The sequence below is a fragment of the Kribbella sp. NPDC056951 genome (genome assembly GCF_042674205.1).
GTDB classification, from domain to species: domain Bacteria; phylum Actinomycetota; class Actinomycetes; order Propionibacteriales; family Kribbellaceae; genus Kribbella; species Kribbella yunnanensis.
In genome coordinates this window covers 969,119-981,187 of record NZ_JBHUQZ010000001.1, presented here as the reverse complement: position 1 = coordinate 981,187, position 12,069 = coordinate 969,119, and the positions used below count along the sequence as shown (strand labels likewise).

The 12,069-nt window shown below is 65.2% G+C and carries 10 protein-coding genes and 1 riboswitch; of the genes, 7 read left to right on the top strand and 3 right to left on the bottom strand.

Annotated features, from left to right (window positions below):
- From ACFTSF_RS04595 to ACFTSF_RS04570, 6 genes are all read left to right on the top strand, one after another.
- On the top strand, nt 1-1,264 hold a 1,264-nt coding region (locus ACFTSF_RS04595), incomplete at its 5' end, for a hypothetical protein (protein ID WP_380152488.1).
- A gap of 1,537 nt (nt 1,265-2,801) precedes the next feature.
- A complete protein-coding gene (locus ACFTSF_RS04590; protein WP_380152487.1) occupies nt 2,802-3,062 on the top strand; it encodes a helix-turn-helix transcriptional regulator in 261 nt (86 codons plus the stop codon).
- Nucleotides 3,063-3,293: 231 nt separating this feature from the next.
- On the top strand, nt 3,294-4,211 hold the full coding sequence (locus ACFTSF_RS04585) for a M48 family metalloprotease (RefSeq protein ID WP_380152486.1): 918 nt from the start codon (nt 3,294-3,296) through the stop codon (nt 4,209-4,211).
- 465 nt (nt 4,212-4,676) lie between these two features.
- Nucleotides 4,677-5,207, top strand: coding sequence for a hypothetical protein (locus ACFTSF_RS04580; RefSeq protein ID WP_380152485.1), 531 nt, complete (start codon nt 4,677-4,679; stop codon nt 5,205-5,207).
- A gap of 53 nt (nt 5,208-5,260) precedes the next feature.
- On the top strand, nt 5,261-5,992 hold the full coding sequence (locus ACFTSF_RS04575; RefSeq protein ID WP_380152484.1) for a hypothetical protein: 732 nt from the start codon (nt 5,261-5,263) through the stop codon (nt 5,990-5,992).
- 479 nt (nt 5,993-6,471) lie between these two features.
- The gene (locus ACFTSF_RS04570) at nt 6,472-7,695 is read left to right on the top strand and encodes a 2'-deoxycytidine 5'-triphosphate deaminase (protein WP_380152483.1); all 1,224 of its coding nucleotides are present in this window, start codon (nt 6,472-6,474) and stop codon (nt 7,693-7,695) included.
- Nucleotides 7,696-8,267: 572 nt separating this feature from the next.
- Here the strand turns inward: ACFTSF_RS04570 and ACFTSF_RS04565 are convergent.
- Nucleotides 8,268-9,287 (bottom strand): hypothetical protein, encoded by a 1,020-nt coding sequence (locus ACFTSF_RS04565; protein WP_380152482.1) that lies wholly within the window; start codon nt 9,285-9,287, stop codon nt 8,268-8,270.
- Nucleotides 9,287-9,479: riboswitch (cyclic di-AMP (ydaO/yuaA leader) on the bottom strand. (Overlaps the previous gene by 1 nt.)
- 236 nt (nt 9,480-9,715) lie before the next feature.
- Between ACFTSF_RS04565 and ACFTSF_RS04560 the strand changes: the two genes are divergently transcribed.
- Nucleotides 9,716-10,123: a hypothetical protein gene (locus tag ACFTSF_RS04560; RefSeq protein WP_380152481.1), complete on the top strand. Its 408-nt coding sequence runs from the start codon at nt 9,716-9,718 to the stop codon at nt 10,121-10,123.
- Between the two features lie 63 nt (nt 10,124-10,186).
- Here ACFTSF_RS04560 and ACFTSF_RS04555 read toward each other — a convergent pair whose 3' ends face one another.
- Both ACFTSF_RS04555 and ACFTSF_RS04550 read right to left on the bottom strand, forming a co-directional pair.
- The gene (locus ACFTSF_RS04555; protein WP_380152480.1) at nt 10,187-11,104 is read right to left on the bottom strand and encodes a bifunctional DNA primase/polymerase; all 918 of its coding nucleotides are present in this window, start codon (nt 11,102-11,104) and stop codon (nt 10,187-10,189) included.
- A gap of 58 nt (nt 11,105-11,162) precedes the next feature.
- On the bottom strand, nt 11,163-11,999 hold the full coding sequence (locus ACFTSF_RS04550; RefSeq protein WP_380152479.1) for a hypothetical protein: 837 nt from the start codon (nt 11,997-11,999) through the stop codon (nt 11,163-11,165).
- Nucleotides 12,000-12,069: the final 70 nt, after the last annotated feature.

The window sequence follows — 12,069 nt, the reverse complement described above, 5'->3', positions numbered from 1 at the left end:
CTGCAACACCACCGGTCCTGCCTTCTATGGCGACGGGCTGCGGGTCGAGGGCGATCTGTTCCTGAACGATGGGTTCACCGCAACAGGTGCCGGCAAGAGTGGCGCTGTCCGGCTCGTCGGTGCATCTGTAGGCGGCCACCTGATCGTCGCGGGTGCCGCGATCTGCAACGCCACGGGTCCTGCCTTCTATGGCGACGGGCTGCGGGTCGAGGGCGATCTGTTCCTGAACGATGGGTTCACCGCAACAGGTGCCGGCAGACGAGGCACTGTCCGGCTGAATGGTGCACGCGTCGGCGGTCTACTGAGCGGCACGAGCGGCATTGTCAGTAACGCCACGGGCCCAGCACTGGCCGCCGACAGGCTTCGGGTTGACGGCAGTCTGTTTCTGGGCGTTGGGTTCACGGCAACTGGAGCTGGCGACAGCGGCGCCGTCCGACTGCTTGGCGCGCACATCGGCAATCAACTGAGCGCGACGGGCGTCATTTCCAATGCGACCGGCCCCGCTCTGTATGCCCACAACCTGCAGGTCGACGGCAATCTGGTGATGACTGACGGATTCACCGCTTCCTCAGGGCCTGAGCATCCAGCGCTCGTGCTGACGATGGCCCGTGTCGGTGGACTTGCGCTCGACTTGGCGGGCATCAAGCACTTGACCGGAGCGAATGGCACTCTGGATGTTGACGGCCTGGTTTACGCTGGCTCGCCGCAAGGTCCGAGCGTCGCCGATTGGCTGGCCGCATTCGCACATCGCACGCCTAGCTACAGCGCTCAGCCCTATCAGCAACTGGCGGCCGCGACCCGCGCTGCTGGCCACGACGGCGACACGCGGAGAGTCCTCATGGCTCAACGCCGCGATCAGATTCGCCGCAGAGCGGTCACTGGATTCTCCGAACGCACCTGGGCGAAGGCGACAGGCGTCCTGCTGGGCTTCGGCTATCAGCCCTGGCGCGCCCTCCTCTATCTTCTCGCCGTCCTGGCCGCGGCAGTCACCTTGGCGATCATTGCCGGCGGCCACCACGGCGGTCTTGCTCACACAACCCGCACCACCACACCCAATGCCGCCTGTACCACGGTGGAGCAGATCGGCGTCGGGATCGATCTCGGTCTGCCCCTGATCAAGGTCACCGCCAGAGACAGTTGCGCCGCGACACCCACCACGGCAGGCGAGGCCATCACCGCCGCAGGCTGGGCCCTCCAACTACTTGCCTGGGCACTAGCGACCTTGTTCCTCGCCGGGTTCACGGGCGCCGTCCGAAAGACCTAAGCCATTGAGGAGCTGAGCCCCCAAGCGACGGGCAGTCCGGTCAGCAGCAGCACCGAGCGCATCGACGGTTGCTCAGGTGGTCGAGGTGCGCTAACGCGCGAAACGCTGGCGCCCAGTCGTCCAGCTGGCTCCCCAGGTCCCAGCCGCATCCGTCGAAGCGCTGCCATCGTCCTGTCTGACTGTCACTGCCAGACCTCTGACCTGTTCGGCCCTGGTCTAGCGTGCGCTCGCAGGCACTACCGGTCCGATGGCAGCTGAGGCCAATCGGGACCGTGGCATCGAGGTCGATGCATCGTCCCGCAACAGGCGTGCCTACCACCCGGCCACCTCTCCGCAGCCGGGCTGGGTTAGGGGGACCACGGTTGGCGCACGCGCCGGAGGCGCCAAAGGTGCTGTCGCCGCCGGAGGCGGCGTCGTTTGACCCCGGGTCAGGCTTCTGACCTGGGGTTTTGCCGCCTGTCTGCCGCCTGGGCTGGGTCGGGCGAGGCTGCGGTGGGCGTACGCGCCGGAGGCGCCAAAGGTGCTGTCACCGCCGGAGGCGGTGTCCTTGGACGGTCGGCGGCGACTGATTTGGTAGGCCCCGTGGGACTCGAACCCACAACCCGCGGATTAAAAGTCTGAGGGCTTCCTATAACTGGCTTGTCCCGAGCCGTTGGCACTAGTCCCACCGGTGGCTCCAGTGTCCGGAGTGGCATGTTTCGTGCTCGGTTCACTGACAGACACATTGACACCAGATCGCCCGTCCGGGCAGCTGGCGCGGCGGCTCTAGGTCGACGCGCAACTGGCGCGGCGCCTCGCCAACTATCCCACGGCAATAGCCATGCCCGGCGCCACTCGGCTGCAGCTAGCCAGCGCTCGGCGGGGCTTGGCCAGCGGGTCGGATAGCGTCCTGCTCGACGAATGAGATTCGGCCGTCCGGGCGACGAACGCGGCCTAGCCAGATGCCGCCCTCGTAGACCCAGGCGTCGAGTTCGCCAATCGGTGATTCCCACCCTGCTACCGGCACTGGCGGCTGCACTCGTCTGACGGTGGATGGATCTCGTGGACCGTGGACTGTGTTCTGCAGTTCGAGTTCGCCTGCGAGCTCGAAAGCCTCTTCTTTGGTGGCGCACCGGCCGCGGTGGCCGTTCATGGCGTTATCCCACACGACCCACTGATCCGCGTCCCCGTCATCGGGGCGCACGTTGAACCGTCCGACCATGATCACAGCTTGCCATTAATCGAACTGATGTTCTAGTCGCCTGGGGTGACGCGCAGGCCAGCCGCTTCCGCGATGGTCTCCGCCGTGACGCGCAGTTCCGGATCGTGCACTGCACGGCAGTAGCTGCACCGATGGCCGGCATGCGGGTTGCTCTCGCGACACCTATGGCTCCGGGCGCCATCGAACCAACAAAAGTCACACCAAGTCAGGTTTTCAGACACAGGGAGAGATTATCTAACCCTGAGCTCGAATTACATTCCACAGGGTGCTTTGACTTTCGTCACGTCTGATTCGAGGCCATGCGGTTGCCAGCGGCAAGCGGGCAGGATCATCTCTGTGGAGCCGGAGGAACTGGAGCAGCTGATCGCGGGCAACGTTCGCGCCGCCCGCGCGCGAACACGGCTGCGCCAGGAAGACCTGGCCGATGCGATGGGCTGGCAGCGAGCAACGGTGACAAGCCTTGAGAATGGCTCGCGCCGACTGACGCTGGTCGAAGCAGTGTTGCTGTGCGGCGCCTTGAAGATCTCCCTGCGCGACCTGCTGCACGGAGCACCCGAGGATGTCTTCACGAAGCTCGGTTTCCCGGACGCTCGCTAATCCCCCGTACGGGACCCACTCATTCACGGACTGCAGCAAGGTGCAAAACGGTGGTTACCGGCACCGAATGCTGCCTACCGTGAGTGAATGACGGATGCCCAAAGCAACTATCAGCGGGGAGCTGGTGCAGCAGGCCGGCCGCCGCAGTCCACAGCTCACCCCTCCGCAGCGCAGTGGGTGCCGGAAACGCCTGCTCCAGTCCCGCCTCGACCAAACCCGGTCGTCAAGGCTGTGGCAGCGCACATGGCCGCCGGCGTACGGCGGGTCAAGCCATCTGCCTGGGTCGAGCTCGCCTTGGCACTGCCCTGGCTCTGGTGGTCCTGGCTGGCAATCGCGCTCATCTCTGGCCCGTTCGACACCTTCGGCGTTGTCCTGAGCGTCGTCTGGCTGGTGTCGGCCTTCGCCGTCGTCGTCTACCCGCCACTTGAGCACGTGCTCGCGGCGAAGGTCTACCGGCTGCGGAAGCCGTTCGAGTGGGAACTCCGGCGGCTGGGCCCGGCCTGGTGGGCGGTCTGCACCGCGGCCGGCGCCGACCCGAACCGGTACCGGTTGTGGATCCACGAGGGACCAGAAGCAACCCCGCCGTACCCCGCGCCCGGCGCCGCGATCGCGGTTACGAACTGGGCACTGTCCAGGCTTCCTGACCGGCACCTAGAGGCAGTCCTGGCGCACGAGCTCGCGCACAGTCTGGCCCTGCCCCGCATCCCATCGTTGTTGCTGTACTGGCTGACGCTCCCGGCGAAAATCGCGGGCCGAATCGTCGATTTCTGCTGGAACCACCGACTACTCAAGACCTTGCTCAAGGTAGTAGTGGGGTTCTTCCTGATCAGCGTCATCGGTATCGGGCTGTTTCTCGGGTTCGACAGCGTGTGGGTATGGCTGTTGTTGTCGCCGTTCGCGGCGCCAGTGGTGGTGCCGTGGGTAGCGCGGGTGCAGGAGAAGATGGCCGATCGGGTCGCGTTCGACCTTGGGTATGGCTTCCTGCTGGCTCAGGTGTTCCAGGGTCGGGAGTACGAACGTGCCCAGCTCGCCGAACAAGGACTCAGGCAGACAGTGGGCGGCACACAGCCACTCGACTCGGCCCGCCTGCATGCCCTGGAGGATCTGCTCAACTCAAGCCCGCAGAACGGCCACCACCCACCGTACTGACAGATGCGCCGGCTGAGGGCACCGAGAACGCAGTCCTCTTGGACATCAGGAGAGCCTCAACGAAGCGCTCTGCACGGCCACCACATGTTCCCCCGTTCTACCTGGTAGCTGCCGATTCCTGAACCGGACCACGGTGGAAGCAAGGGGCGAGCTGCGCTCGATCCCCGATAGGGGATGCGGAGCACCGTTGCGGCGGCGTGGCCGGTCGGATGATCGAGCGGTCAGGGGGACGGGCGCCCCACATTGAGTGCTTTCGCCGCGCACTGGCCATGCGCCGGGAATTGCCTGGAACCACACTGAATGTAGCCGCGTCACAGCAATGCGTGACAACAGTCCAGGTGGTGCCCTTCAGGAGGATTCGTCATGTCCCACGGTCGAGCGTGCTCGGAATCGACGTCAACGCGGTGCAAGTGTTCGTGCGGAGGGGGTCTGCACGGCGCGGTCGGCGCACACCTGTACCGGTCGATGGCCAGCAGCTACACGGAATCGAAGACGTTCGAGATCGTCGGAAAGCCTTCACGGGCGGCGGTCGATGTACTGGCTGAGGTGATCAAGCGGTCCCCGGCCGACACCGCGCAGCTGTACAACGCGGTGCAGGAGATCGTCGCCGACAAGGCGTGGGATCGGATGTGGGAGAAGCAGCCGCGCCGCCGCAAGGCCGGCCGGGGCCACTGGCTGTGCCAGATCCTGTCCGAGGCCGCGGACATGCTCGACGAGCTCGGCAACGTGGGCGGCATGGTCTCCGACGGGGTATACGACGGATGCATCGAGGCTGGGTGGGGCCCGTTGCGGAGCAAGGCTGCCTCGATGGTGGCCGGGCATCTGGCCACGGTGACCTTGGGCCCGGCGCTGGCGCCGTTGGCGACGGTATCGCTCAAGGTCCGGCTGGTCGCGGTGATGTTCTGCCCCGACACCGGCAAACATCCAGAGCTCGAGAACGGATGCGCGCGCAAGGTACTGGAAGCGCTCGGCCTTCCGGGTGCCGCTGCTGCCTGAGCCGTCGCGCGGTGGTTCCCTGGTTGTCGGGCGGGTCGGGTAGGTTCGCGCCCATGCGTGTTGGCGTCTACATCGACGGTTACAACCTGTACTACGGCGGCCGGGCCTGGTGCGGCCGAGGGGCCGCGGGGTGGCGGTGGCTCGACGTGCGCGCGATGGTCGCGGCAGTGATGAGTTCACGCTCGCGCTGGGCGGGTGCGTCGGTGTCGCGGGTGGTGTACTGCACAGCCCGTGTCGACGCCACCGTGAACCGCAGCGCGCACCTGGACCAAGCCGACTACCTACGCGCGTTGGAACGTTCCGGCTCGGTGGACCTGATCGAGTACGGCCACTACGTCGCGCGGATCAAGTACGCCCCGCTCGCGGTCAAGGACTCCCACCACCGGCCGGTCCCAGCTCAGCCGGCCTGGCCGGTGATGGTGCAGGACACGACCGGGCAGCCGTTACCGCAGGCCAGATTCCTGGCCTCGGTGCTCAACACCGAGGAGAAAGGCTCCGATGTCAACGTCGCCTCGCACCTGCTGCTGGACACACTGCGCGGCCACGTCGACGCGGCGATCGTGGTGTCGAACGACAGCGACCTGCGGTTCCCGATCGAGCAAGCTCGCACCGCCGTACCGGTCGGCCTGATCAACCCCGGCAACCGCCCTCTGGCCGGCGCACTGCGCGGCAACCCCCGCGACGGTGTCGGCAACCACTGGTGGGCACAGCTCCAGCCCGCAGACTTCACTATCCACCAACTCCCAGCCCAGACCGGCCAGGTCACCCGTCCTGCAGGCTGGTGATCTACGCACACGCTTCACTGGCGGTTGGGAAGTCCGTCCGACGGTGGTAGTCTTCAGGCATTATCCACCCGTCCCCGCTGGGGACGGGTTTTTTCATGCCTGCCCCCTGGACCGGGCTTGGCGCGAACGGCGTGGTGGAAATGCGGGGTCGTCAGCGGGTGTGATGTCCTAAGACGTAACATGAATAGTCACGACAGTTTCATCAGTCGAGCGCCGCGATCGAGCAACAGTGGTGCCGCTGGCTGGAATCGCCACGATGGCGCATCGATCGCCGAGGCCGCAAAGGACGCCTGACAAATCGGCGGTGTAGGCCTACTTGGTGTGATTACCGCCTCCACCTGGCGTGATCGACATCCCGGTCCTGCGCGGCAGCCAGCGCGGCTAGTGGGTTGGTTCGAACACTCGATTGCATCTCCGACGAACCATGCTCATGTCGTGTCGCTAGACTCCCACGAATCACGGAGGAGGAGACTGGCGGCATGGTAGACCTATCTAGAGGCAAGGATGGAGTGCTGCCAAATCAGCACCTAGAAAAGGCGATCGTCGACGAGATCATCACAGCGGCGGGCGACGATATCCCGGCCTCCAACATCCAACCCGCGAGCCTTGACTTGCGTCTTGGCGACGTGGCACACCGGATCCAGTGCAGCTTCCTCCCCGGGCAACACACCGTGGACGAACGGCTACGGGAGCTGGGCAAGTACGAGGTCGATCTCACTGGTCCAGACGGCGCGGTCCTGGAGGTCGGCCTACCATACGTCATTCCGCTCATGGAGCGACTTCACCTCCCGCACAACATGCGAGCGCGCGCGAACCCGAAGAGTTCGACTGGTCGAGCAGACGTGTTCACCCGCGTAATCACTGATCGCGGGCCGCGCTTCGACGACATCCAGTTGGGCTACGCCGGCCGCCTATACCTCGAAGTCGTCCCGCTGTCGTTTCCGATCCGGGTCCGGAAGGGACTCACACTCAATCAGCTGCGCTTATCCGTCGGAGAGGCGGCGCTGTCCGACGCAGACATCCGGGCCGAGCACGCTAAGAGTCCGCTGCTGTCGGTCGGCGGCAAGCCCGTGCAGGCATCGAAGCTGCAGCTCTCCTCCGGACTCTTCCTGGGTTTGAACCTGCGTGGCTCCAAGAAAGGACGCGGCGTTGGATGGCGCGCGCGTAGCAGCGCTCCACTGCTCGACCTCAGGCGGCCGGGAGCATCTGACCCGAGCCTGTTCTGGGACAGGGTGAATCGAGAGGAAGGTGACCGCATCATCCTGCAGCCGAACAGCTTCTATCTACTCATGTCGCATGAGGCAGTCACTATCCCACCGCATCTGGCCTCGGAGATGGCCGCGTACGACCCCACAAGCGGCGAACTCAGGACTCACTACGCCGGATTCTTCGATCCTGGATTCGGATACAACCCCGAACACCCAAGAACGGGCTCGACCGCAGCGCTGGAAGTCCGCGCCCACGACGTCGCCTTCATGATTGAACACCGGCAACCGGTGTGCAAGCTGACCTTCGAGCGCATGATGGAGCCGCCAACCATGCTGTACGGCGAAGGGGGCCTTGGATCGAACTACCAGGGACAGACCGAGACGCTTGGCAAGCACTTCAAGATCGACAGGGGCGAGAGCGCCCCCGTACCAACGGCTACGAAGCATGCAGCCGACTTGGAGTCCGAGCAGCTCGCATTTACCGGGGACGAATGAGCGCCGGGCCACAGACTCCTGACCCAGACGCCTGCCGGGGACCAAATGATCTGCACAAGCTTGAACACGACGAAGCAAACGACATCTGGTACGAGTGCGACTACGACTCGCGGAAAGGTATCTACACGTGGATGATCGTTCCACCCGTTGAGGATTAGGGCGAGACGGCAACGGTGGGCGATCTCGGCCAGCGATCGCCGTATGTACCCAGTTTCAGGACCTGACCTCGCGCCGATCCGGCAGACCCTGCGGCGCCGCACAGGCTGCGCACGGCAGGTCACAGATCTGCATCTAACACCTCATGGGATAGCGAAATACATCCCGAATCGTTCCTTCTGTGTACATACACACACTCGCGGTCCTGTTGCTGAGCCTCTTCGCGTGTAAAGCTGTTCTTACCCGACCGAGTAGGGGGCTATCGTGAAGGTCGTCAAGGACACTGGCAGCGTCGAGCGCGCCAAAGAGGTAGCTCGGAACCCCGCTGAGTACTTCGCTCGCGGCCGGGCGGAGGTGCGGGCCGAGGCGCGTAGACCTCGGCCATCATCAAGCACTACCCCTCATAAGCCAGAAAACTAGGCCTTCGGGTAGCTATCGAATCTCGTGTAGTTTGCACAAACGGCAGCGAACGCGTCCGCGATGACCTGAGCAGTTCGAACATGATCCTCGGTGATCGCCTGCGGGTCCGGGCTGTCGATGGTCACCATGCCGAAGACGTCCCCCTCTCCACCCGAGACGTGGAGCGCAGCGAACGCCTTCCATGCCTTGCGCTTTGCCCACTCGATGGGCGCGCCGGCCTCGCCGAGATGCCAGATTCGGGGCTGCCGCGCGTCCAGCGCTTTGAACGCCTCGTCTCCGCGCTTCCTGTCGCCTTCCCGCATCACCAAGGTCGGCTTCTTCCGATCGCCTCGTCGGTCAACGGCCCGAAGGATCCGGTTCGGCGTGCTCCCCTCCACCTGCCAATAGATGACACGAACGTCGGACACACTCCCGCCGAGGTACTCGACAATGCCCGACTGCATCGTCACCAAAGCCTCGCCGTACAGGCGGGCCGGCAGCGTTTTCTGATCGTCAGAGAGCGTGCTTGGGTCGAGGCTCCCGAGGTTGATCGACGTACCGATGAGAGGCCGCAGGATGACCTTGGAGAGGAGCAACTGCTCCTCTAGCTGCTTATGCGCGTCCATCAGTTCGGCGTGCTGGCGGACGATCTCGTCCTCCTTCTCCCCGAGCCGATGCTCTCGGCTAGCGAGCTCCCGTTCCCGTTCGGAAATCTCTGCAGCGGATGTGCGGTACTGCACGTACTGCGCGACTATGACCAGCAGAGCACCAGCGATGACGGCGGTGAGGCCAAAATACGTCAGGAAGTTCTCTCGGGTCGCGTGAATGAACCACACGTCGACGCTTCCGTGCGCGCCCGGCGCTTTGACTTGCGTCCACCACCCAATCGCGGTGGAAACAGCACTCACTCCATTGAGCGCGAACCATCGGAAGGGCAGCAGCTGCTTCCAAGGCCGGCGCGCTGACTGTCCCGCCGGTTGACTCGCGGCTGGCGGCAAGGCGGGCGCCGTCGCCTGACGACGCTCGGTCTCGGTCATGGTTGTCTCCCGACGCCTGCGGAGTTAGCTGTCGGGTTCGGGCTGGAAAGACTTGCCCGGTCCACTCCCGCGGACTTCACCCCAGAGTCCCGACCACTCACGATCGGGACCCAACTTCCTGGGTCCCCCACTCCCGCCATATGGTGTTCGAGGGGAGCGAGCGCGCCTGGCAGGACTCGGCGTTGACACACCCGCGGTTGGACAGTAGGTGTGTCCAGGTAGCAGCCGAGATTACACCTATCGCTGCCCCCTGTATCGGGAGAACGCGGCGCGCCGTGAATGCGCCTCCGGATATACAAGTCTTGTGCGCCGCGGTGCGCCTTGTAGTGCTTCGTTGCACCACCATGGGCCGAGCCTGCGTCGGCGCACTTCACCCAACGTGCCGCTTCTCTGGAAATTGTCGGTGGGGTCTGGGATCGTGCTGTGGTGTGAAGCTGACGGCGAAGGACTTCGGCGGTGTCCGACTAGAGCATCTGTCCGGCGTGACGGCCGCCGAGTTCGCTGAGGTTTGGCAGGCGATCGAGGACCGCGCCGACGAGCTGAGCGCTGCTGGCCGCGACAGTGATTTCGTGACCGGAATGCTCCAGACGTGCCGCTGGATCGCGGAGTATAGGTGGTGGGCTGGCGAAGTCGTTCCGTCCCCGATCACCGGGCAGTCCATGCCGGCCACTCCGGAGCTGATCGAGGCCGAGGTTGTCGCTGTCGAGCAGGCCGTCCGGGCTCCCTCGCGGGTCGGCAGGCCGGACTACGTTGGTGGCGTGTGGGCCACCTTCATGTGGACATGGCGGGGTTCCGGCGTACCGCCGCTGAGGTCTCCGAGAACGCAGGCCTCCTGACACGAGGAGAGGGCCTCAGTGCGCCATGGACGGTGCACTGAGGTCCTTTCGCAGTTGAGGCGACTACACGCACCGTGGGTTCCGCAGACCGGCTTGCAGGCCGCTGGCGATGGTGCGTTCGGCCTCGCCTGCGCCGAGTCCGATCTGGTGAGCGGCGGTGATCAGCTCGCCGTGGACACGGCTTTGATGGAGGGCACCGGACGGCAGGAGTCGTCCGAGGGCGAACGCGGCTTTGTTGAGCTGGTGATTGCGGCTGCCGGGCGCGGTGGCCAGCAAGGTGTCGAGCTCGCTGGCCAGGGCCGCGAGCCCGTACGCGGTGGCGTTGTGCAGGACCGCAGGCTTCACGCTGCTTGAGCCGGCCGGCGTCGGGGCGGGAGCGAGTGCGGTAGAGATCCAGTCGGGTAGTGGTGCTGGCGTGCGGATGATGTGGACGATGTACCGGTTTGCGGCGACGACTGATCCGGCGGCGACGACGTACCCGCCGCAACCTCGGGTGTCGATCTTCCAGCCGAGCCGACCGGCGGTGTTGCCCAACTGCTGCCCTGCGGGTTGCCGGAAGTACAGGTGGGTTCCGCCGGAGGCGGTGGTCACGGTCCAGGTCGCAGGCAGCGGCTCGTGCTGTGCGGCCAAGGACTCGAGTACGGCGCGGCCGTCGGCAAGTCCCGCCAGCGAGGGTGGCGCCGTCTCGGAAGGAGTTCTGGGGCGGTCGAGGTCGACGACCAGCAGACCTGACCGGCCGGTGGCCACGCCGATGTTGTAGGGGGCTTGCAGCCACAGGCGGTTGATCGTGCGGTGGTCGAGGGTTGCAGCGGCTTCCCAGTCCTTGTCGACGGCGGGCACCTTCCGGCCGGGCGCCAACGGGAACACCGCGAGTCCCCGGTCGGCGTGCCAGTGCGCCGCGCGGATCAGCCTCTGGTGGACCGGATCAGTGACCGGTCCCGTACGGCGGCCACAGTACGGTCGGCGGCCTGAGCCGCTCACGGCTCGACCTCCTCACGGTGGGGCTGGACCCACTCGGAGTGGCCTCGCTGCGCCATGATCAGTTGTCCTTCGGGGTCTCGGCGGGTGTGCCGTAGCGGGCGAGTTCAGGGACGCGCAGGTGCGGCCAATGGCCATCATCTAGAAGGCTGGCGACGAAGCCGGGTGACCAGTCAGGTTTGGCGTCGCTGCCGGGTAGCAGCGTGTTCTCGCGGGCGTGCTGGTAGAGCTGGCTGGTCAGATCGTTGCCCCATCCCTCGGTCAGCGCTCGGTCGTCGCTGTCGCTGACGAACCGGACCATTGCGGTCAACCTGGCGGGATAACTGAGCGGGGCCTCAGCGCGCAACTGACTGAGCCGTGCCGCCACCTCGGCGGTGAACCGCTCCTCGTACTCAGCGCGGTCGCTCACCTCCAAGTCGTAGAGGTGGTCGTGAACGTCTTCGATTTGTTCCAGCTCAGCGCGGGTCAGCTTGCCGCGTGACGGCGTCCAGCGATCTCCGAACAGCACTTGGCCGATGTGATCCAAGCTTGCTTCGTAAGCCCCGTAGAAGCCGAGGTCATCCAACTCATAGGTGCTACTGGCAATGATCTCGATCGGATCGGTGCGGTACGTCATCAGGAACTCGTCGTCGTAGCCGACCGTGCTACACAGCAGCTCACGCACGCCGGCGGCCTCCCACGACCCGGACCGCGACTTGATCACGGCGAACGTGCTGCCAAGGTTGGCCGCAACCGTCGCGAGTACATGGGTGACGAACTCGGCTCCATCACCAGGTCGTTGTTCGTTGTTCATCGCGCGGATCGTGCGCGTGATCGCGGTGTGGGCGATCTCGAAATTGTCCGGCTCGTCGGACTCGTTGTCCTGCGCATTGGCGCTGGCGGGTGATGCGGTCGTCATCGGCATTCTCCTTGTACGGTTGGCGATGCGGGGAGGAACGCCGGTCGATGCGCGGTCCCTCCCCCGAGGC